Annotated in this window: 18 protein-coding genes; 8 read left to right on the plus strand and 10 right to left on the minus strand. The window is 63.1% G+C overall.

What is annotated here, in order from left to right:
* Window positions 1–77: 77 nt before the first annotated feature.
* Window positions 78–1,019 carry a serine O-acetyltransferase gene (locus G7Y49_RS03560; RefSeq protein WP_165171254.1) on the minus strand — a complete coding sequence of 314 codons (942 nt, stop codon included), beginning with the start codon at window positions 1,017–1,019 and terminating at the stop codon, window positions 78–80.
* 254 nt (window positions 1,020–1,273) lie between these two features.
* Between G7Y49_RS03560 and G7Y49_RS03565 the strand changes: the two genes are divergently transcribed.
* Window positions 1,274–2,698 (plus strand): amidophosphoribosyltransferase, encoded by a 1,425-nt coding sequence (locus G7Y49_RS03565; RefSeq protein WP_165171256.1) that lies wholly within the window; start codon window positions 1,274–1,276, stop codon window positions 2,696–2,698.
* Between the two features lie 104 nt (window positions 2,699–2,802).
* Here G7Y49_RS03565 and G7Y49_RS03570 read toward each other — a convergent pair whose 3' ends face one another.
* The 4 genes from G7Y49_RS03570 to G7Y49_RS03585 all read right to left on the minus strand — a co-directional run bounded on the left by G7Y49_RS03570 (window position 2,803) and on the right by G7Y49_RS03585 (window position 7,252).
* Window positions 2,803–3,423 carry a hypothetical protein gene (locus G7Y49_RS03570; protein ID WP_165171257.1) on the minus strand — a complete coding sequence of 207 codons (621 nt, stop codon included), beginning with the start codon at window positions 3,421–3,423 and terminating at the stop codon, window positions 2,803–2,805.
* A 180-nt stretch (window positions 3,424–3,603) separates the two neighbouring features.
* The gene (locus G7Y49_RS03575; RefSeq protein WP_165171258.1) at window positions 3,604–4,515 is read right to left on the minus strand and encodes a DmsC/YnfH family molybdoenzyme membrane anchor subunit; all 912 of its coding nucleotides are present in this window, start codon (window positions 4,513–4,515) and stop codon (window positions 3,604–3,606) included.
* An 8-nt stretch (window positions 4,516–4,523) separates the two neighbouring features.
* A complete protein-coding gene (locus G7Y49_RS03580) occupies window positions 4,524–4,958 on the minus strand; it encodes a 4Fe-4S dicluster domain-containing protein (RefSeq protein ID WP_206214539.1) in 435 nt (144 codons plus the stop codon).
* A gap of 95 nt (window positions 4,959–5,053) precedes the next feature.
* The gene (locus G7Y49_RS03585; protein WP_165171260.1) at window positions 5,054–7,252 is read right to left on the minus strand and encodes a molybdopterin-dependent oxidoreductase; all 2,199 of its coding nucleotides are present in this window, start codon (window positions 7,250–7,252) and stop codon (window positions 5,054–5,056) included.
* Between the two features lie 461 nt (window positions 7,253–7,713).
* Between G7Y49_RS03585 and G7Y49_RS03590 the strand changes: the two genes are divergently transcribed.
* Window positions 7,714–8,874 (plus strand): aldo/keto reductase, encoded by a 1,161-nt coding sequence (locus tag G7Y49_RS03590; RefSeq protein WP_165171261.1) that lies wholly within the window; start codon window positions 7,714–7,716, stop codon window positions 8,872–8,874.
* Window positions 8,875–9,041: 167 nt separating this feature from the next.
* Here the strand turns inward: G7Y49_RS03590 and G7Y49_RS03595 are convergent, their stop codons facing one another.
* Window positions 9,042–10,622, minus strand: coding sequence for an ATP-binding protein (locus G7Y49_RS03595; protein WP_165171262.1), 1,581 nt, complete (start codon window positions 10,620–10,622; stop codon window positions 9,042–9,044).
* Window positions 10,623–10,905: 283 nt separating this feature from the next.
* Window positions 10,906–11,667 carry an NAD(P)H-hydrate epimerase gene (locus tag G7Y49_RS03600; RefSeq protein ID WP_241157256.1) on the minus strand — a complete coding sequence of 254 codons (762 nt, stop codon included), beginning with the start codon at window positions 11,665–11,667 and terminating at the stop codon, window positions 10,906–10,908.
* Between the two features lie 482 nt (window positions 11,668–12,149).
* Here G7Y49_RS03600 and G7Y49_RS03605 point away from each other — a divergent pair, with 482 nt between their 5' ends.
* Entirely contained in the window at window positions 12,150–14,627 is a 2,478-nt protein-coding gene (locus G7Y49_RS03605) for an excinuclease ABC subunit UvrA (protein ID WP_241157250.1), read from the plus strand.
* Between the two features lie 2 nt (window positions 14,628–14,629).
* Window positions 14,630–15,460: a DNA-deoxyinosine glycosylase gene (locus G7Y49_RS12195; protein ID WP_241157251.1), complete on the plus strand. Its 831-nt coding sequence runs from the start codon at window positions 14,630–14,632 to the stop codon at window positions 15,458–15,460.
* Window positions 15,461–15,639: 179 nt separating this feature from the next.
* Here G7Y49_RS12195 and G7Y49_RS03615 read toward each other — a convergent pair whose 3' ends face one another.
* Window positions 15,640–16,506 (minus strand): DNA/RNA non-specific endonuclease, encoded by an 867-nt coding sequence (locus tag G7Y49_RS03615; RefSeq protein ID WP_165171264.1) that lies wholly within the window; start codon window positions 16,504–16,506, stop codon window positions 15,640–15,642.
* Window positions 16,507–16,780: 274 nt separating this feature from the next.
* Between G7Y49_RS03615 and G7Y49_RS03620 the strand changes: the two genes are divergently transcribed.
* Together G7Y49_RS03620 and G7Y49_RS12075 are read left to right on the plus strand one after the other, a co-directional pair.
* Window positions 16,781–17,053, plus strand: a complete 273-nt coding sequence (locus G7Y49_RS03620; protein WP_206214541.1) for an ORF6N domain-containing protein — start codon at window positions 16,781–16,783, stop codon at window positions 17,051–17,053.
* Window positions 17,054–17,570: 517 nt separating this feature from the next.
* Window positions 17,571–17,813, plus strand: coding sequence for a hypothetical protein (locus G7Y49_RS12075; RefSeq protein ID WP_206214542.1), 243 nt, complete (start codon window positions 17,571–17,573; stop codon window positions 17,811–17,813).
* A gap of 247 nt (window positions 17,814–18,060) precedes the next feature.
* Here the strand turns inward: G7Y49_RS12075 and G7Y49_RS03625 are convergent, their stop codons facing one another.
* Window positions 18,061–18,201, minus strand: a complete 141-nt coding sequence (locus tag G7Y49_RS03625) for a hypothetical protein (RefSeq protein ID WP_206214543.1) — start codon at window positions 18,199–18,201, stop codon at window positions 18,061–18,063.
* 334 nt (window positions 18,202–18,535) lie between these two features.
* Here G7Y49_RS03625 and G7Y49_RS03630 point away from each other — a divergent pair, with 334 nt between their 5' ends.
* Window positions 18,536–19,597 carry a DUF262 domain-containing protein gene (locus tag G7Y49_RS03630; RefSeq protein ID WP_165171266.1) on the plus strand — a complete coding sequence of 354 codons (1,062 nt, stop codon included), beginning with the start codon at window positions 18,536–18,538 and terminating at the stop codon, window positions 19,595–19,597.
* A gap of 5 nt (window positions 19,598–19,602) precedes the next feature.
* A complete protein-coding gene (locus G7Y49_RS03635) occupies window positions 19,603–20,385 on the plus strand; it encodes an MAE_28990/MAE_18760 family HEPN-like nuclease (protein WP_165171267.1) in 783 nt (260 codons plus the stop codon).
* Between the two features lie 7 nt (window positions 20,386–20,392).
* Here the strand turns inward: G7Y49_RS03635 and G7Y49_RS03640 are convergent, their stop codons facing one another.
* Window positions 20,393–21,463, minus strand: a complete 1,071-nt coding sequence (locus tag G7Y49_RS03640) for a DNA cytosine methyltransferase (RefSeq protein WP_206214544.1) — start codon at window positions 21,461–21,463, stop codon at window positions 20,393–20,395.
* Window positions 21,464–21,781: the final 318 nt, after the last annotated feature.

Here is a 21,781-nt window from a genome sequence, read left to right on the forward strand (position 1 = left end):
GCCGCCAGCCCGCGCAGCAGCAACCCCGCGCCCGCAGCCGCGCCCCGCGCCCGCAGCCGCAGCCCCCGCGCCGCGGCCTAGTCCTTCTCGCCCGGCTGGCGCACGGTGATCTCCTGCGCCTTCACGCTCACGCGCGAGTGCGGCGGCACCGACGACGTCACGAACGTCGAGCCCGCGATCACCGACCCCTCGCCGATGATCGTCTCGCCGCCGAGCACCGAGGCGTTCGAGTAGATGGTCACGTTGTCCTCGATGGTGGGGTGGCGCTTCACGCCGGCGAGGCGCTGCCCGCCGCGTGTCGAGAGCGCGCCCAAGGTCACGCCCTGGTAGATCTTCACGTGGTCGCCGATCTCGGTGGTCTCGCCGATCACCACGCCCGTGCCGTGGTCGATGAAGAAGTACTCGCCGATCTTCGCGCCGGCGCCGATGTCGATGCCCGTGCCGGAGTGCGCGAGCTCGGTCATGATGCGCGGGATGATGGGCACGTCCTGCTCGTAGAGCACGTGCGCCACGCGGTACACGAAGATGGCGTAGAGGCCCGGGTACGAGAAGATGACCTCCTCCTTCGAGCCCGCCGCCGGGTCGCCGTCGTAGAGCGCCTGCACGTCGGTCAGAAGCACGCGCTGGATGTTCGGCAGCTCGTCGAAGAACACCGTGCAGATCTCCGACGTGCGCTCGCAGATGCTCTCGGGCGTGCAGCCGCCGCACAGGTAGTTGCTCGTGCCCGCGTTGACGTCGCGCTCGTCGGAGGTGTAGGTGAGCGCCAGGATGATCTGCTCGCGCAGCACGCGCTCGATCTGGATGAGCGTCTCGCCGATGAAGTACTCGGGGCTCGTGGAGGGCGAGAGCATCTCCGCGCCGAAGTAGCCGGGGAACATCACGCGGCGGATGTCCTTCAGCACGCTCTTGATGGCGCTCCGGTTGGGAAAGCGCCGGCCGGGCTTGGTGAAGAAGATCTCGTCAGCTTCGTAGTTCTTCTCGATGCCCTTGACGATGCGGTCGAGGTTGTCTCCGAACATGGGACCTCCTAGGTCGAGGAGGGCGGCCGCGGGGCCGCCGGGAATAGGCTGCCCTCCATTATAAGGAAGCCCCTTCGCCGACCATGTGGACAAACGGCAAAAAAGGCAACTTTGCCGCACGGATGCGACCAGCGAAAACGTATACTCTTCGAGTAATGCAAGCAGCGGCCAGCACGCCGGGCTCGTTAGCGCGCGCCCGTCGGGCCACCAAGCCTCAAGGCCCGCTGGCTGCGATGCACACGAAGGGGACTAAAGTGGGTGGCTTTTTCGGTGCGGTTTCTCACCGCGACGTAGTGTTGGACGTGTTCTTCGGCGTGGATTACCACTCCCACCTGGGAACGAAGCGGGCGGGCATGGTGGTTCGCAAGGAGAAGGGCGGGTTCCAGCGCGAGATCCACTCGATCGAGAACACCCCCTTCCGCACGAAGTTCGAGAAGGAGCTTGCCAGCTTCCACGGCAACAGCGCCATCGGCTGCATCTCCGACACCGACCCGCAGCCGCTGCTCATCCGCTCGCACCTCGGGACGTTCGCGCTGACCACCGTGAGCGCCATCAACAACTTCAACGAGCTGATCGACGCCTGCTTCGACAGCGGGAGCAGCCAGTTCATGGCCATGAGCTCCGGCAAGGTGAACGACACCGAGCTCATCGGCGCGCTCATCAACCAGAAGGACAGCTTCGTCGAGGGCATCCGCTACGCCATGGAGGCGGTGGACGGGTCGCTCACGCTGCTCATCATGACCGAGGACGGCGAGATCATCGCCGCGCGCGACCGCATGGGACGCCTTCCCGTGCTCATCGGCAAGAACGACGACGGCCACTGCATCTCGTTCGAGTCGTTCACCTACCAGAAGCTCGGCTACGCTGACGAGTACGAGCTGGGGCCGGGCGAGATCGTGCGCGTCAACGCCGACGAGTACGAGACCATCGCGCCGGCGGGCGAGGACATGAGGATCTGCGCGTTTCTGTGGGTGTACTACGGATACCCGAACTCGAACTACGAGGGGCGCAACGTGGAGGTCATGCGCTACCACAACGGCGAGATCATGGCGCGCAACGAGGCCGCGGCCGGCACCCTGCCCGACGTGGACTACGTGGCCGGCGTGCCCGACTCGGGCCTGCCGCACGCCATCGGCTACTCCACCGCGAGCAAGAAGACCTTCGCGCGCCCGTTCATCAAGTACACGCCGACGTGGTCGCGCTCGTTCATGCCGTCTGACCAGCGTATTCGCGACCGCATCGCGCACATGAAGCAGGTGCCCGTGCCCGAGCTCATCGATGGCAAGAAGCTTTTGTTCGTGGACGACTCCATCGTGCGCGGCACGCAGCTGCGCGAGACGGTGGACTTCCTGTACAGCGCAGGCGCCGCCGAGGTGCACATGCGCAGCGCCTGCCCGCCCATCATGTTCAGCTGCAAGTACCTGAGCTTCTCGCGCGGCAAGTCCGACATGGACCTCATCGCGCGCCGCGTGGTGCAGGAGCTCGAGGGCGACGAGGGGCAGAAGCACCTCGACGAGTACGCCGACAGCTCCACCGAACGCGGGAAGTGCCTGCTCAGAAGCATCTGCGAGCAGATGGGCTTCGACTCTTTGGGCTATCAGTCGCTCGAGGGCATGATCGAGGCCATCGGCATCCCCCCGGAGAAGATCTGCACCTACTGCTGGAACGGCAAGGAGTAAGGGGCGAAACCGGCGCGCGCGTGCCGTCTGTCGGTTTGCCGAGCGCCAAAGGGCGGGTGCGCCGGCCGACACGCGCGCATGCCGCCAGCCAGCGCGCCGAAGGGTCAGCGGCCCGAGGCGCCTAAGGCGCGCAAGGCGCGCATCACGGCGAGCCGACCCTCCTCATCAGGCGCGATGCGCTTCGCCCCGCCCCAGGCTCGGGCGAAGCGCTCCTCCGCGAGGTCCACCAGCTCGGGCCTCACCACCACCAGCGCATGCTCGCTGCCCGATAGCGCGCCGTCCGCCACCGCCGCCACCGCCTCGGCCAAGCCGCCGCCGCGCAGAAGCTCGAGCGGCCCGAGCTCGTCCACGATGAGAAGCCCGCCCTTGCCAAGCCGCCCGTCGGCGCCCGCGCTCCTCATCTTCGCGAAGTGCGCGTTCACCTCCCACATGGCGTCGTCGGAGATCTCCCACCCCAAGTTCGCCGCAGCGCTCTGGCTCGACGGGCGGAACGCCCCCGCAGCCTTCGCCAAGTCCCTCCTCAGCGCGAAGCGGAGGCGCCTTTTGCCAGGTAGGAGCAGGTTGTCGATGCCCAGCTTCTCGAACGACCCGTCCGGCTTCTCCTCCCACACGCCCGGAGCCACCACGCCCCGACACGAGACGCCTGCCGCGTCAAAGTCGCCTATCAGCCTCTCGAGCCATCGGGTCTTTCCCGTTTGGCGCGGCGCGGTCAGAAGAAACAGCATGTGTTCGGAGCCTTTCTCTACGGGAAAGCGGCGGATGGAGGGGGCATGCCCAACTCCACTCATATTATTCTCAACTGCATATTATAGCGCGTGTCCCGTGCCGACGCGTGTCCCGTGCCGACTCATGCCCGCGCCGACGCGCGACCCACGCCACCATGCCCGACCTCGCCCTGACTCGGGCTATTTGCGCAGCCTGGCTGCCCAGCGAACCTGGACGGGAAGCTCGTAGAACAGGTTGCGATGCTGCGCGTGAACGCACAGCTGGCCGACAGCCGCAGCGGCGGCAAGCGCCGCGACGACGACGCCGTGCACCCCGACGCCCGCCAACACGACGGCCGCCGCGAAGACGACGCAGCAGACGCCCTCCGCAGCCCAGAGCCTCCAGACGCAAGGCCACAGCTGCGCATAGCGCGCCAACGTGAGCGAAACCCGCTCGTCAGATCGGGGAGCGATCGCCTGGAGCCGCCCCCTGCGCGCACGATGCGACCACACGTCAACCGCCAACCCGCCTAGGCTGACGGCCACGAACGCGCAGGAAGCCGCAAGGGGCATCGCGCCACCGCCCGCCAACGCGAAAGACGCCGCGGGGCCCGCGCCCAACGCGCAGGCCCACAGCTCGGCCAGGCCCTCGGGGCCGCACCATGCCGGACGCGGCGAGACCCTGTACGCCAGCGCCACCACGACGAGCAGCGCCGCGCCTGCCGCCACCGCAAGGAGGTTCGCCGCCACCGCAAGGAGCGTGCGCCCCAAGGCGCACGCCGCAAGCCACGCAAAGAGCAGCGCCCAGAAAGCGCTTACGGCGGCGATCTCGCGAGAGAGCCATGACGACCTCAGATTGGCGAGCGAGCGAGGGGCGCGCAAGGGCTTGGCGAGATGCGCGACGGAAGCCGCCATGCCGATGCTCGTCAGGACCCAGGCGAGGGCAGCCAAAGCGCCCAGCCCCGCCAGGTCAAACGCGCCCCCACCCACGAGCGCGCTGACGCCCATCCCCGCGAGAGCGCACAGGCACACGCCCTCGGCCGCCGACACCAGCGTCGTGAACGCGATGAGCGGCAGCTCGCTTCGCCTCTCCTCCCTCAGGACGACGGACAACGCTGCCCCTACAGGAGGCGCTTCGCCGCGCTCATGCGCCGCGCCGCCGTCTCGCGCGGCGCGTTGACGCCGCCCTCAACCGGCTCGAGCGTGATGGCCCCGCCGCAGCACGTCTGCACGCACGCGGGCTTCTTGCCCTCGCGAAGGCGGTCGATGCACATGTCGCACTTGACCATGAGGCCGTCTCGGTCGAACTGCGGCGCACCGAACTCGCAAGCCCAGGAGCAGTAGCGGCAGCCGAGGCACTTCGCGTGGTCCACTAGAACAGCGCCGAACTCATGGTCGCGGTAGATGGCGCCCGCCGGGCACACGCTCATGCAGGCGGCATCGCCGCAGTGCATGCAGGCCATGCTCACATATTGAACGGGGGCAGACCCGTCCTCGCTCTCAAGCGTGACCACCTGGCGGAAGCGCGGACCGCTCGCGCCGGGCTCCTCTTGCACATGGGGGCGCAGACCGTGGGCAGACTTGCACGCAACCTCGCACGCGAAGCACTGCGCGCACCTCTTTACGTTGAAATGGAACGCATGCTGCATGTCTACCTCACCGTGCCTTTCTCATCTGCCTCGTCCGCGCCGATCTTGTCCACGCGGCCCAGGCACATGGTGTAGTTCGCCTGGCTCGAGATGGGGTCGAGCTCGTCGTCGATCCCCAGCTCGTTGTAGTTCTGCTCGGCCCAACCTCCCGGGACGTACAGCCAACCGGGCTTCAGCACGCTCGTCAGCTCCGCCTTGATGCGAATGGAGCCGCGCGGGGAGGACACCTCCACCAGCTCGCCGTCTTCGATCCCCTGCTCGCGCGCCCATGCGCCGTTGATCCACAGGTACGCCTCGGGCTGCATCTCGCGCAGCCAGGGGATGGTGCGGCGCTGCTCATGCACGTACATGGGGCCGCTGCGGCCGGTAAACACCACACAGGGGTAGTCCCGGGCCACGTCGGGCCTGGCGCGCGGCGACTCAACCGGCTCGATCCAGCTCGGCAGCGGGTCGAACCCGTTGGCTTCCAGAACCTCGCCGTAGATGTTGGCCTTGCCTCCCGGCGCGCGGAACCCCGCCGTCTTGAACTTCTCGTACTCGATGTCCGCGAAGGCTATGCCGCTGGGGCTTTTCCGCAGCTGCTCTGCGGTTATGCCCGACGGGCGCAGATCGGCGTCAATGTAGTAGTCGATGTCCTCGGTCGGGAACTCCTCCTCGAACCCCAAGGCGCGCCCCAGCTTGATCATGATCTGCGTATCGGGCAGAGCCTCGCCCACCTGGACGCACTTCTGGCGGAAGGTCAGGATGGGCAGCCACACGTCGGACTTGAACCACTCAGGCTCGGTGCGCTCGAGATAGGTGGCAGCGGGCAGAACCAAGTCGGCAAGCTGGGCCGTCTCGCACAGGTACGGGTCGATGGCGCAGATGAAGTCGACGTTCGCCATGGCCGCGCGCGTCACGCCCGGCTGCGGCTGGGTCACCATGATGTTGGCGCCTTGGAAGACGGCCACCTTCAGCTGCCCCTCGCGCATCAGCCGGTACATATCGGGCGTCGGAATGAGCCCCTGGCCGCTGAACAGCAGCGGCCAGCTGGAGTCCGGGTGGTTGTAGGGCGGCACGTGGAACATCTTGGTGGGATGCGTGGGCTCGAAGCCCTCGACCATGTGGTCGATCAGGGTGAAGTTAGGGTCGCGATCAGGGCTTTTTGGCGTGAACACGTCGCAGCCGACGCGATCGAGGTGCCCCGTGATGATGCGCAGGATGCACAGGGCGCGCGTGGTCTGGGAGACGTTGACGCGCCCTTCCAGGCCGTGCCCGGAGACGATGCCCGCACGCTTGGTGGTGGCGTACTCCACGGCAAGCGCCTCGATGTCCGCGGCGGGAACGCCGGTGATGCCCTCGGCCCACTGCGGCGTGTAGGGAACGCCCTGGTTGTTCTCCCCGCGCACATGAGCCGAGAGGCGCTTGAGGCCCGGGTCGTTCGTGTAGGCGTCGACGAACTCGCTGTCCCACAGGCCGCGGTCGACGATGACGTAGATCATGGCGAGCATCAGGGCGAGGTCGGTGCCAGGCTCGGGCTGCAGGAACACGTCTGCCGTGGCGCCGAGGTGGAAGCGAAGCGGGTCGATGCACACCAGGCGCGCGCCGCGCTCGTGCGCGTCGTAGATCTTGCGCAACGAAGGCGCCACGCTGAACGCAGGCTGCTTGCCCCAGAAGATCAGCAGGTCGGCATTGTCGTAGTCGCAGTGCGAAGGCATGCCGCCGTAAGTCGTCCCCTCCATGACGGCGCGCGGGACAAAGCACTCCGAGGCTCCCATGCCCACGTCGGTGCCCACCGCATGGGCGACGCGCTGGGTCATGTCGTAGGTGAAGCCCCAGCCCGGCGCCTGGCCGCGGATGAACCCCACCGAGCGAGGCCCCTGCTCCTCGAGGGCCGCCTTGATCTTGCCGGCCAGCTCGGCGATAGCGTCATCCCAGCTCACGCGCTTCCACTTTCCCTCACCGCGCTCGCCCGCCCGGCGAACCGGGTACATGAGGCGTCGCGGGTCATGCGCGATCTGCGGCCCCGCCTGGCCCTTGGCGCACAGCGCGCCCCCTGTGCGAGGATCGCCGGGGACGCCCTCCACCTGCACGACGCGATTGTTCTCCACCTTGACCATGATCGGGCAGCAGTTGTGGCAACCGCCGCATACCGATCGAATGACCTTGCTCTCGCAAGCGTCTGCCGCCTGTCGCCCGCTCGCCTTCTGCGCTCGCCGCATAGCAGCCTCCCTCCCTCGCTAATCCAGAAGAGCCTGGACCTCTTCGCGCGTGTACGTGTCGCCGTGCCCGCCGTAGAACACGGCGAAAGAATCCCAGCAAGCCGTCCTCGAGGGAGAGCGTGCGCCCTACCTCGAACAGGTAGCGCTCTTCGGCGAGCAGCACGTACCGGTAGGCGATATCGTACTTGGAGGCGAAAACAGCCCGTCCATCAGGCTCTCCGCCCCAAAAGGTCACAAGCTTCAGCTAGGGCAAAGTATAACCCTCCGCGCCCGCGCCTACGCACAGAACAAGCTGCACCTCCGTGTCTGGCGTGCTCTCTTCGCCAGCTCAGCTTACTTCGCGAAATACTTCGACATCGCTGCGGCCTTCGCCTCCCCGCGCGAAAGCCGCACGCCATACGCTAAACTCTTCCCATCGGCAAATACGCTGGAAGTTGGATCAGGAGGAAAGGGAGCAAGGCATGACGTTCGACGTGAGCAAGATAAGCCCGCTGGGATTCGGATGCATGCGCTTTGAGGGGCGCGAGACGAACACCGTCGACATCGACCACACCGCGAAGATGATCGACCGCTACCTAGAGGCAGGCGGCAACTACTTCGACACCGCCTGGGCCTACCCCAACAGCGAGGTCACGCTGCGCGAGGCGCTCGTGAAGCGCCATCCGCGCGACTCGTTCTTCCTCACGTCGAAGTGCGTCACGTGGACCCACTGCACCTGCGAGGAGGACCTCGAGCGCCAGCTCCAGGAAACGCTCGAGAACCTGGGCGTGGAGTACCTCGACATGTACCTCATGCACAACCTCGGCGGCAGGCGCACCGCGACGTTCGAGCAGTTCAACGCATGGGAGTTCGTGAAGCGCGCGAAGGAGCGCGGGCTGACGCGCCACATCGGCTTCTCGGCTCACTGCACGCCCGAGGAGCTCGAGCAGCTCATCGCAGACTATCCCGAGGCCGAGATGGTCCAGCTGCAGGTGAACTACAACGACTGGGACAGCCCGTCGTTCCGCGAGCGCGAGTGCGTGGAGGTGGCACGCCGGCACGGCAAGCCCGTCGCGGCCATGGAGCCGGTCAAGGGCGGCCTTCTGGCGAACCCGCCGCGCGCGGTGCGCGAGATCCTCGACGCCGAGATGCCGAACGACTCCTACGCCACCGCCGCGCTGCGCTTCGCCGCCAGCGCCGAGGGCGTCTTCTGCACGCTCTCGGGCATGAACACGCTTGAGCAGGTGGAGGACAACTGCCGCGCGTTCGAGAACTTCCAGCCGCTGACCGCGGCCGAGCACGCGGCCATCAAGCGCGCTCAGGAGGCGATGCGCTCGAGCGGCATCGTGCCCTGCACCGGCTGCGACTACTGCGCGAAGGTGTGCCCCGCGGGCATCGGCATCTCCGGCTCGCTCACGGTGCTCAACCACTTCATCAACTACGGCGACCCCGCCGAGGCGCACTACCAGCTCGGCTTCGTCGTGCGGTTCAACGGCGGCAAGAAGCTGCCGAGCGAATGCCTCCGCTGCGGCGCCTGCGAGGAGGCCTGCCCCCAGGGCATCAACATCCTCGAGTGCTTCGACCGCATCGAGCAGGAGATCACGTCCCACGCCCCCGCCGCGAAGGTGCTGATGAAGCCGTAAGGCCGCTCGCCGAGCGGCAGCGCGGAGCCGTAAGGCGCTTGGAGTTCACGTGGGACTTAATGCGGGGCTTGCGATCGTCATCATGCGGGCGCAAGCCCCACGCATCACCCGAGCAAAGCCTCGTCACTCAAATTGGCGTGCGCGTCACTCACTTAACTCTTCGTTCTTCACTCAACTTGGTCACTCAACTTTGAGTGATCGGCGGCGAAGGGCTGAGGGCTCAAGAGGTATTTCCTGTTCTTGCTTGTCTGGGGAGCGGTAGCCATCACGACGCCTTCCTCGACAAGCGCCTTGACGTAGCCCCTCGTGTTTTCGGGCTGCCTGCCAAGCGCTTCGGCAATCTCGCGTATGCCCCGAGGCTCATCTGAGTCGAGAGCGGCAAGGATGCGCTGACGCCACTCCGCGCGCGACCATCGGGGCTGTCGGACCGGCTCGTGCGAGGCGACATAGTACGCAATCTCGCTAGGCCCTTGCCCGCCTTCGGCAATTCCAGCATCGCCCCTTGCGAGAACGACCTTGAAGCTGTCGAAGCCTGCGACAAACCGAGGCTCCGCGAGCGCACGAGACGCCATGGCGCTCTTCATGAGGGGAATGCCGCTCCCGTTCCCTTCAGCAGACACGCCGCTGCCACCTGGGAGAGGCATCAGCGACATAAGCTTCATGAGAGCAGCGTTGCGGCAGGCGGAAATGCCGTCGCCGATGTTCTCCAGGGTCTTTCCGCCCCAGAGGCCACCCGGGTTGGTCACTTCAACCCTGTCGGGGTAGATGTCGACCGAAACCGCCTGCCCTATGAAGTACTCCCCGTACTCGCGGTGAACGACGGCGTTGACGAGCGCCTCGCGCAGCACCTCCTCGGGTATCTCGAGCTCGTCAACGCGCCCAACGCCCCGCACGACCGAGCGAGTCCTGAGGTTCTTCGCGATGGCCCGGTAGGCATCTTCTACCACCTCCCCCACAGGCCCTTCGCATATCACGCGATCAAGAAAACGCGCCGGCGCGGCTGGATCGGACTTCTGCGCCCCTGGATGAACGGCAACGTCCACGACAAGCTTGGGGAAGAACTGCTGGGGGTAGCTTCCGCATACGAGAAGGCCCGCGAGACACACATCACCCTTTTCGCTGGTGATGCCGAGACGCGCCATCTTGGCATCCCTCGTCTTCGCGCCACGCAGCGCCCGCGAGTCCTTTTCACGGTCAAGCAGGTCGTTGACGAGCCTTGACGACAGGTCGTCTCCGGTTGCCGCCTCAACTGGCTGCCTGTCGGCGCGCGAGGGCTTGAGGAAGTTCGTGAGGGAGTAGATCTCCGTTGGCGAAAGCCTGATGTCCTTGTCGTCTACGCGCTTGTAGCTTCCGCCTACGAGGCCCCTTCCGACTATATAGCAGGGCTTCTTGTCCGCTTCGAGCTCCTCGATCTCAACCGCAAGCACGGGGGATCCCTCGAACGCAAACCTATGGAGGTGGTAGGCAGGGGGCTGGGCAACGCGAGCGCCGTTCGGATCGCCGTCGCCCATGCCGGAGACGAACTGGTCGAGAACCTTGTCTATGGCGAAGCTCTTCGCAGGCTTGAAGCTGTTGCTTTCGTCGAGGCCGAGAAGGATGAGGCCCCCGGCAGTGTTTGCGAAAGCGCTCACAGACTCCCACACATCCCGGGAAAGGTGTTGGGCACTTGCCTTTACTTCAACGAACTCGTCATCGGTGTGTTGGGCGCGAAGCCTTTCGACTATGGGACTCAAATCCTGCTCTTGCATCAAGCACCTCGCTTCAATGCTCGTAGGGACAGCGGAAGTTCACGAACGCTCACTCAATGATACACTTTTTCACTCAATTTGTTTGCTTGTTGAGTGAAAATTCGAGTGATGAAAGCCCTGCGCATCGCCGAATGTCCTGCTACACCTCGCGCAACAGGGTAGAAACCCGATGCGTCACTCATGCACACCGCGCATCTGGCAAATACCCGCTCACTTAACTCTCCATTCTTCACTCAACTTGGTCACTCAACTTTGAGTGATCGGCGGCGAAGAGCTGAGGGCCCTATGCGCCGCATCCGAGCGAGGCGAGGAAGAGCCTGCCCGTCTGGACTCTCCCGCTTGCCGTGAGCAGGCCCGGCTTTGCGGCGAGCATGGTCACCGTGATGTCAGCTTGCACGCAGCTGCCCGCCGGCTCCCCTGTCTGCGCGTTCAGGCCACTGGGCACGTCGACCGCGATCACCCGCGCGCCCGTGTCGCAGCGAATGCGGTTGAGAACGTTGATCCAGGTCGCATAAGGCTCGCGCACCTCGCGGCGAGAAAAGCCCGTGCCGAGGACGGCGTCGACGACGACGTCCGCCCGGGAAAGAAGCGCGTCAAGCTGCGCTGCATCAGGGTTGACGGAAACCGCGAACTCCGGTGCGCCGGCGCCCGCGCATGCGTCATGCGCAGCCGCGTGTGCCGGCTCGGCCCGCACCTGGTCAGCAGGCGTTTTCGTCACCAACGTGACGTCCATGCCGCGGCCTGCCAGGAGCGAGGCAGTCACCCAGCCGTCTCCGCCGTTGTTGCCGCTCCCCGCCAACACCACGACCGAGGAAGGCCCTGGGGCAGCCGCGTCAGGGGCAGCGACCTCCAGCCCCGCAGCAGCCTTCGCGCGCACGGCCCCGATGGCCTCCATCTCGGCGCACACGGCCTCGGCAACTGCCGCGCCTGCGCGCTTCATAAGCTCGTAAAGCGACGTCCCTTCCGCAGCGATGCGCCGCTCAAGCTCCACCACCTGGCTAACATCGAGAACCGGCAGCCCCGCCGAATCGTCCCAAGCTATCATCGTATCCACAGCTCTTCGCCTCCCAAATCGCCCCAAGAATATCACTCCCCGGGCTATAAGCCACCCCGCTTCCATCTCGCAACTCAAACTCGTCCATCATCAGGATAGCCCAACAAAGCATCGCTCGGACAATGCACTTCCCAAAGAGCTCTGCCATATGTCACAAACAAGCCTGATCACCTCTTCGCCACCTCTTTCACTTCCGTTAGCACGACGTTAACGGAAGTGAAATCAGTTTCACTTCCGTTAGAACAGCAAAAGAGACGGATAATGAGGAAGAAGCAGGATCGAACCAGGATGAGGAGCGGAGGAACGTGCAGCGGCGAAAGCAAGGGGGAAAGCGAGTGCAAGGGCAAGCCCAGAATCAGAACCAGGAGCAGACGCCCGTGCAGCCACGCCCACGCCCGCAGCCACACTCACGCCCGCACCCGCAAGCAACCCCCGGCGGCGCCCCCGCCAGGATAGAGGTGCGCGGCGGGCGGGTGCACAACCTCAAGAACGTCGACGTCGACGTGCCGCTCAACAAGATCGTCGGGATCGCCGGCGTCTCCGGCTCGGGCAAGTCCTCCCTGGCGCTCGGGATCCTCTACGCGGAGGGCTCCCGACGCTACCTGGAGTCCCTGTCGACCTACACGCGCAGGCGCATGACGCAGGCAGAGAAGGCGCAGGTGGACGAGGTGCTGCACGTCCCGGCGGCCCTGGCGCTCAGGCAGCGCCCCGGCGTGCCCGGCATCCGCAGCACGTTCGGGACGGGCACGGAGCTGCTGAACAGCCTGCGCCTGATGTTCTCCCGCCTCGCCTCGCACCGCTGCCCGAACGGCCACTACGCCGAGCCCTCCCTGAACGTCGCCGCCGACCTCCCGATCACCTGCTCCGTCTGCGGCGAGCGCTTCCTCGCGCCGAGCGCGGAGGAGCTGGCCTTCAACAGCCAAGGCGCGTGCGCGCGCTGCGACGGGACGGGCGTCGTCCGCACCGTCGACGAGTCGACGCTGGTGCCCGACGAGTCCCTCTCCATCGACGAGGGCGCGGTGGCGCCCTGGCAGACGCTCATGTGGTCGCTGATGAAGGACATCGCCCGCGAGATGGGCGTCCGCACCGACGTGCCGTTCCGGGAGCTGACGCAGAAGGAGCGCGACATCGTCTTCCACGGCCCCGCGGTCAAGAAGAACATCATCTACCAGAACAAGACGAGCGGCGCCGCCGGCGACATGGACTTCACCTACTTCAACGCCACCTACACCGTGGAGAACGCCTTGTCGAAGGTAAAGAACGAGAAGGGCATGAAGCGCGTCGAGAAGTTCCTGAAGCAGGGCGTCTGCCCCGACTGCAAAGGCACGCGCCTCTCTGACACGGCACGCGCGCCCCGGCTTCGCGGCGTCTCGCTTGCGCAAGCCTGCGCGATGACGCTCTCCGACCTCGCGCAGTGGGTGGCCGGCGTCCCGGCCTCGCTGCCGAAGGAGATGCGCCCGATGGCCCAGAGCATCTGCGCATCGTTCGGCACCGCCGCGAAGCGCCTCGTCGACCTGGGGCTCTCCTACCTCACGCTCGACCGCGCCGCCTCGACGCTCTCCACCGGCGAACGTCAGCGCATGCAGCTGGCCCGCGCGGTGCGGAACCGCACGACCGGCGTCCTCTACGTCCTCGACGAGCCGTCCATCGGCCTGCACCCCTCCAACCTGGAGGGGCTGACCGGCGTCATGCAGGACCTGATCGCCGACGGCAACACCGTCGTGCTGGTGGACCACGACGTCAACGTGCTCTCCGAGGCCGACTGGCTCATCGAGCTCGGCCCCGACGCCGGCGCGAACGGCGGCACCATCATCGCGCAGGGGCCCCTGCAGGACGTGGCGCGCGACCCCCGCTCGCGGATCGGCGGCTTCCTCACGGGCGAGGCGTCTGTCAACGTCAGGGAGCGCGCCGCAGCCGGCGAGATGTTCTCCCTCGGGACCATCCGCCTGTCAACCTCCGCGATCCACACGGTGAAGCCCCTGGAGGTGGACTTCCCGAAGGGGCGGCTCGTCGCGGTGACCGGCGTGTCCGGCTCGGGCAAGACGACGCTGATCCTGGAGAGCCTGATCCCGGCGCTGGAGGCGTCCATCCGGGGCGCCCAGCTCCCCGAGCACGTGAGGGCCCTCGCCGCCGACGGCATCGCCCACGTCAAGCTGATCGACGCCACGCCCATCGGGATCAACGTGCGCTCCACCGTCGCCACCTACGCCAACGTGCACGACGAGCTGCGCAAGGTCTACGCCAGGACGCCGGACGCGAAGGCGCGGGGGTGCAAGGCGGGCGACTTCTCCTACAACACGGGAAAGCTGCGCTGCCCCGTGTGCGATGGGACGGGCTCCATCAACCTTGACGTCCAGTTTTTGCCAGACGTCGAGATCCCCTGCCCGGACTGCGACGGCTCGCGCTACGCGAAGGGCGCGAGCCTCATCCGACGCGTGCCGAAGGGCGGAGGACGCGCGCACTCGCTCCCCGAGCTCATGGACATGAGCGTGGACGAGGCGCTCGACGCCTGCGCCGACCTCCCGCTTGTCGCGCGAAGGCTGGGCGTGCTCAAGGAGCTGGGCCTGGGGTATCTGACCTTGGGAGAGGAGACGCCGAGCCTCTCGGGCGGCGAGGCGCAGCGCCTGAAGCTCGCCAGCGAGATGGGGAAGGGCCAGTCCGACACGGTGTTCGTGTTCGACGAGCCCACCATCGGCCTCCACCCGCTCGACGTCGAGACGCTGCTCCACGTGTTCGAGCGGCTGATCGAGCGCGGGGCGACCGTCATCGCCATCGAGCACGACCTGGACGTCATCCGAAACGCGGACTACGTCATCGACATGGGGCCGGGCGGCGGCGTCCACGGCGGCGAGATCGTCGCAGCCGACACGCCGGAAGGGCTCTGCGCCTGCGAGGCCAGCAAGACGGGGGCGTACCTGAAGCGGACGTACCCTGAGCGAAAGGAGCGCTAGCGTTGCGAACGAGCGAAGATGCAAGCTGGGAGCTGATCGGCTCGCTCATCGCCGCGGAGTCAAGCGGCAAGAGCCCGCGGCTGTTCTCCTCGCGCCGGACGCTGTTCGGCATCCCCTCGGCGCTTGACGAAGAGCTGGCGAAGCTCGACCAGGAGGTTGCAAAGCGGGCTGGCGCGTCCGAGCCGGACGGCGCGTCCAGGCCGGACGAGACGTCCGAACGAGTGGGCGAAGCGCCCGAACCGGCGAGCGAAGCGACGGCCTCCCCCGCGCCCGAGCAAGCTGGCGCGTCCAAACCGGGCGGGACGCCCAAGCCAGCCGGCACGCCCCGGCAAACGCAGCAGCACGTGGTCCACCCCCTGGCGCCCGTGTTCGACGAGCGCTCACGCGTGCTCATCTTGGGCACGATGCCCTCGCCGAAGTCGCGCGAGACCGGCTTCTACTACAACCATCCGCAGAACCGCTTCTGGAAGGTGATGGCCGCCCTCTTCAACGAGCCGGTCCCCGCCGCCAACCAGGAGAAGAAGGAGCTCATGCTTGCGCACGGCGTCGCGCTGTGGGACGTGCTGGCCGAGTGCACCATCAGGGGAGCCAGCGACGGCACCATCGCCGAGTGCGTGTCGAACGACATCGCGTGGCTGCTCGGGCAGGCGCCCGTCGAGGCGGTGTTCTGCACCGGCGCGAAGGCCGCTGACCTTTACAAGAGGTACTGCGAACCCTCCACGCGCATGCCCTGCACGCGGCTGCCCTCCACGAGCCCCGCGAACGCCGCGACCTCCCTCGACCAGCTCATCGAAGCCTACCGGCAGATCCTCCCCTTCTGCGCCCAAGCGTAAGCGAGGCAGCGCGTGACTCTGGCAGGGGCGACGAGCTCGCCCCGTGAGGCGATCCTCTTCTCTTCGCTTCCGCCCTCAGCGTCCTCCGCGAACGGGCGGTCATCACAATAGAGCCTGCGCGCCTTGGTGTCGAGAATGCACGCCATCTGCCCGCCAAGGCCGGATGCCGCTTCCGAGAGCTAACCTTCCGCGCGCCTGCTGTCCCCGGTCTTGTAGTCGACCTCGACACCGTCCTGCACGTTCGGGATGTAGACCTTGAAGCAGATGCCCTCGCCGCCGTCCTCGACGGAGAGCGCCTCCATGAGCACCCCGCGCGCGACCAGCTCGCCGCCTCGGAAGTCAGGGGTCACGCGGTAGCAGACATGACCGCCCGTGGCGTCCACGTGCCCGGCGACCTGCTGCTCGAAGCGGGTCATCGTCTCGTTGAGCTGGCGCGTTCCCGCGATCAGGTTTCGCTCGTTCGCGTTCTCGGCGCCGAGGCTCCAGGCTATCAGGTGGCTGCGGTTGAAGAGGGCTCCGTTGCTGGCGGCTATCAGCTCGGGGTAGAACGCCTGCTTCCACCCGCTCGGGCGTATCGAGGATATGCTTCCGCGCTCCTCGCCCTCAGCTGGGGCGGTCTCCTCGCCGACGATGGCCTCGGCGACACCGCACCGCCCGAGCGCGTCCAGCTCGCTGTAGCGCTCGTACCCGAACGCCTCGCCTTCGACGGCAGAGAAGTCAGGGATCTCGTCGTAGGCGTAGTAGGTGCCGTCCGCGCTGATCTGCGGGTCAGAGCCACCTGCGGCTGATTGCTGACCGGAGCCGCCTGCGGCGCCGACTTGTGAGTCGGAGCCACCCGAGCCAGCTTGCGAATCGGCATCACCCGCGGCTGCTTGCGAGCCGGAACCGCCCGCGGCGTCACCGTCTTCAGCCGAGGCAGCCAAGCTCGACGAAGGCGCGTCGGGACCGCCGCCGCTCGGAAGCGCACCGGATATGCACCCGCCGAACGCAAGGCACAGCGCGACCAGCAGCGCCGCAAGCCACCTTGCGAACTTGGGATGCCTCATATGCCTAATATCGTCTCTCATAACCCGATTATATTCCACCGGCCTTCAGAGAGGCACGCAATGACGGCCACCTGCCCAGACAGAACCGCAGGCGCCCGCGCCTAACATCAGCTTCGCCGGCGAACATCTGAAGACCATGCTCGAGGCGGTCAAGGCTCACCAGGCGGCTGCGACTAAGTGGAGAACAAACGGGGAAGGCACTCCTGTCGCAAGCGCCTCCCGCGCTTGATATAATCCACCTCACCAAATTAATAGCGAAGGGGCGGGGTTGGTTATGGCAAGAGAAGAGAAAACCCCATCCGCCGGGCCCATGAAGGCGGAAGAAGACACGTCTGTCGCAATCGTCCCCGCAAGCGAATTGGCCATACGCAACCTCATATACACGGTGCGCGGTACCCAGGTTATGCTCGACAGCGACCTGGCGACTCTCTATCAGCTTGAGACCAAGCGCATCAATGAGGCAGTGCGCAGGAACAAGACACGATTTCCAGAAGAGTTCTGCTTTAGAGTATCCAAGAAGGAAGAGGATGAACCCCGATACACTTAGGCATCGGATTCTCCGTCTGATCACTACAGCTGAGTGCAAACATATTATCCATCCACGAACCTCAAACGGTAAATGGCTATTTAGCTGTGCAGTAAAAGCGACGGCTGCAAAAGCATGGATACGCTACACTTTCCCTGTCGGGAACCGCAGCATTCAGAATACGTTTCACGTGTACGTATAACCTCCGCAAACGATGGGGTGCGAAAGCGCAGAATATCATTTACCTGTTAGCAGGGCCCGATGATGCGGGCCCTGCGGCTATCCACCCTGCGTTCTTCGAGAAAGGGCTACTCCTTGAGGATCGTCTCAATATCAGATGACTACCTTGCCCGGTATGGCGAAAGTGATCGCGAGTTCATGCAGAAGCACAGTCCGTGCATTGTGGTGCTGCGACTCAATTTTAGAGGCAAGGAGCGTGACTTCGCAGTGCCTTTTCGCTCCAACATCGGCCCCAATGTTCCAAAGAGCTAGCATTTCGCGCTACCACCTCGTCCAACCACGAAACCGAAACATAAGCATGGTATCCACTGCATCAAGATGTTCTCCCATCAAGAAACGCTATCAGGTGAAGTTTCGGACAGAAGGGAATGCTTACTACGAAACTATTCCGCACATCCTCAACGAGGCCGCCAGGGAGATCGTCTCCGCTCTTCAAAGCCACCTTGCCCAATATGAGCAATTTGGCCGCCCAAAGTATGCAGTAGGCAGTGACAGGATAATTGGGCTGATGGAGCAGGGCGAGGCATCCTCCCAGCGCTAAACGAGAGCCAAATTGAAACGTCGATTTCTCCTGACATCAATTTGAGCAACAGCGTATCGCACAGGTCTTCGCAAGACTGTGGAGCTTCCTTACACTAGCACATCATCAATCGACGGTACCGCGAGAGAATACTACTCGCTTTCAATGGGCTTTAACCTGCCACATGGTCGAAAAGGAAAGGCCACGCCGCCTGCACGTTGCGCACGTCAGCGAGCTGCAGCTTGAAATCAATGTGACCTGACTCGCCCTAGACCTTCAGCTCTGCGACCTGGCTGCGAAGCTGCTCGGCCTTCTCCGCGTTCATAGCGGCATCAGCCACCTGTTGCTCCAGCTTCGCGATACGACCGTCGCGTTCGGCGATAGACTTCTCCCAGTCCTTGCCGCTCACCTGCGACTTGTCTTCTTGCACTTGCTACTGCCCGTTACCTTGCGCGGTTTTGCGATTCCCTGCGTTTTGTCGCCATGTTCATCACCTACCATGTCGGTCCGCCTTTCGCCATCGTAGGCCAACTAAAAGAGAATCGGTCCTAACAATGGACATAGGCTAGAAGTCAGTCACAAACTGCTCGTTTCCTTTGGCGGTGAATGGCGCTTCTGCTTCCACACTGTCTGCAATTGGGGCTGGTATCATAAGAATCATGAGTGCAAAGTGGGTTTCACCATTGCATGTTCTCAGGATCTTGATGCGTCGCATCAAGCGATTTGGATTGAGGTGACATCAGGTGAGCAGCAAACAAGACACAGGCTCCGAGATTGTTGCGCAGATTCGCGACAGAAAACAAGAAATCCGTTTCAGCACGCGTGAGTATGTTGCCGAATATCTCATTGACAAGTTCAAAGCTGATGAGTTCTACATTCCCTTGGAGTATCAACGTAACTTCGTGTGGACCGATAAGACTTGCAGTTACTTCATTGAGTCTGTCCTGATTGGCCTGCCGATTCCGTATATGTTTTTCGCTGATGCTGATGAGGGGAAGCTCGAAATCGTCGATGGTGCTCAAAGAATGAACGCACTGGCAAATTTCGTCAACGGAGACTTGGTCCTGAAAGGCTTGGAGATATTAACAACGGTTAATGGCAAGACCTACGCCGAGCTTCCCAAAGAGATTCAGAGACGTTTCAATAACGCCAGTTTTCGCGTTGTATACCTTGAAGAAGGCACAACGGTTGAAGTGCGCCAAGAGATATTCCGCCGAATTAATTCTTCCGGCGAGAAGCTCCGCTCACAGGAGATCAGGCGTGGCTCAATGGACGGTGGTTTTAGTCAGCTTGTAACCGAGCTCTCGCAAAACGATCTGTTCAAAAAGCTGGCACCGTTAAGCGAAACAGCACGTAAGCACTACGATGACATGGAACTGGTCACTCGCTTCTTTGCGTACTTTGATGGATATCCAGAGTTCGAAGGCTACAAAGATCGCGTTGCTGCATATCTCGACGAGTATACGCAGACGATGAATGACAAGTTTGCTGAGAATGCTGACTTACGCGATGAATACTCAGAACGCTTTACCGACATGCTTGCGTATGTTCAAAAGGATCTTGGCAGTCTCGGGTTCAGAAAAACCGAATCAGGGAATTCAACCCCACACGCGCGCTTTGAGGCAATTTCTGTAGGCGTTGCAGTAGCCCAAGCGGCAGAATATGAGCTGGCCTCACGGGATATGACCGCATGGATTAACGACGGTGAATTCTTGCAGCTTGTTCGCTCGGATTCAGCAAACGTGAAAGCTAAGCTTCAGGCACGCATTGAGTATGTCGTTAAGAAGCTGCAAGAAGGTCGATAAGCGACATGGATACAAGCAACTATGTCTTGGGATACGAGCAGCTGTACCAAGAGCGCCTTGACGAGACGAAGAGCATGATCACGCTCGCAACACTATTGGATTTCTTCGACCAGGGGATAGGCAATGGTGTTGATTACCAGTTCGTAATGAACAAAGCGCGAGTCATTGCAGAAAGCGCAAACCACGGCGGGCTTCCTTCTGATACGCCCGACGTTACCCTCGTTGCGAGCGTCATCAGATCTAATGTCAAAATCATGATCTACAACATCATTGAGTTCTCTGTCACCAGTTTGATTCAGGCCATCTATGATCGTCTTGATGACGAGAGTTGCAGCTACGTGGATGTTTCCGCGAAACTGCGCATTTTATGGCACCATACACGCATGCGCAAATTGCGCGATCCAAACGCCAGCAATGAAACGGCAGAGCGCATTAGCAAGGAGCTGCTCGACGAGGCGATAGCAAATGTCACGATACACATTAGTTCACGTCAAACTTTGATAGGCGGAAACCTTGATGGTGAGGAAATTTTCAAACTATTTGACAAGCATGGGATCTCTATTCATGCTGCAAAAAGCGGTTTTAGGTCTAGCGAGTTAAAGGACATCAGAGATAGACGGAATGACCTTGCTCATGGGGCAGTCTCGTTCGTCGATGCGGGCAATCAGGTTACCACCGCAGAGCTGGCTGAGCTCATCAATAACGTCGATTCTTTCCTGACGCAGCTACGCTTAGACGTGATGTCTTATCTCGATTCAGGCGCATACAGGGCCAGCGAAGCGGTTTAGAGCATTCTTAACCTACGCATGCGGCAATGATGCTCTTTCCCACAGCTTCACCGAGTTTTGGTGGCACAGCGTTGCCGATATGGCGTGCGACCGCCTTGCGGCTCAACTTCTCGCCAGGTCGTATGAACCTGTATCCTTCGGGAAAACTCTGCAAAATCGCGCCCTCGCGCAGGGTGAGCGCACGGTCCTGATCCGGATGACCGAACCGCCCGGTCCCATACATGTAGAACTGAGTGGTAATAGTGGGGGACGTCTCATCCCAAGCCATTCGGCCATAAACCGAGGGGTAAGTTTGCCCGCTGTCTTTCTTATGACAGTCGAGACGCAACTCTTCAGGCCAATCGCGCCACGTACCATTTGGAATTGATGCCTGGATACGCTGCAAATTTAACTTGGAAAGCGCAGCTGCTGTCTGCAATGGATCATCCTCGCAGACGCCACCAGCCTTCACAGCTGGGAGCTTGCTAATGGCGTCCCGCACTGTAACAACATGCTCCTCATCGTTGGTGGGATCAATCAAGCTGATTGTGCCCTCTTTCGAGGCGAGAAGGAGCAAACGCCGACGATGTTGCGGCACGCCGTACTCCTCGGCCTTCACCACGCTGTACTCGACAGTGTAGCCGAGTTTCTTGAGCTTCGTGACAAATTCGACAAAGATGCTCTCCTTCACGAGCTCGGGCACGTTTTCCATCGAGATGTAGTCTGGCATGACCTCCTCGGCCAACCGCCCGAACTGCGCGAGAAGCCCCCAATCCTTGTGACGTTCGCGGTGCTTCTTGTCCTTGCGATGCGTCGAAAACGGCTGACAAGGTGCGCAACCGACCAGAACCTTAATGTCGAAGTCCTTGAGACGCTCGTTGACCTCGGCACCTGTTACCTCGCTTACGTTCTTGCAGACGAAGGTCCCTTCACCGTTGTTCGCCTCGTAGGCATACTCGCAGGAGTCATCAAGGTCATAGCCGGCAACGACCTTGATTCCACTAGTACGGAGACCGTAGGTAAGCCCTCCGATGCCGCAGAAAAGGTCAACAGCCCCAATAGTGGGGCCGCCGTCATTTGTTGATATGTTAGCCCTCAAGCCTATGTCGGCCCCATCCCAATCCGCATTCCAGCAACGTCGCGGTGCTTGGAAGCCTGTTGGCGCACCGAACACCGTAGCTGATTAGCATACCAGCGAGTGTAGAATTTGTGAACGCCTGCCCGCTGAATCGCACCTACTCTCCATTGACGACGAACAGCCGAAATTTTTACGAAATTTTTCATACTCATCGCAACGCTAACCGCAAACTTCCAGACTAGGCGCAACAGTTGCGGTTAGTCCGGAACCGGGACGGGGCGCAAGCCCCCGGCGAACGGGAGGGCCCTTCGGCCCGAGCGTTCGCCGCCATACACAAAA

It is taken from the genome of Adlercreutzia sp. ZJ242 (assembly GCF_011038995.1).
In the GTDB taxonomy this organism is placed as follows: domain Bacteria; phylum Actinomycetota; class Coriobacteriia; order Coriobacteriales; family Eggerthellaceae; genus CAAEEV01.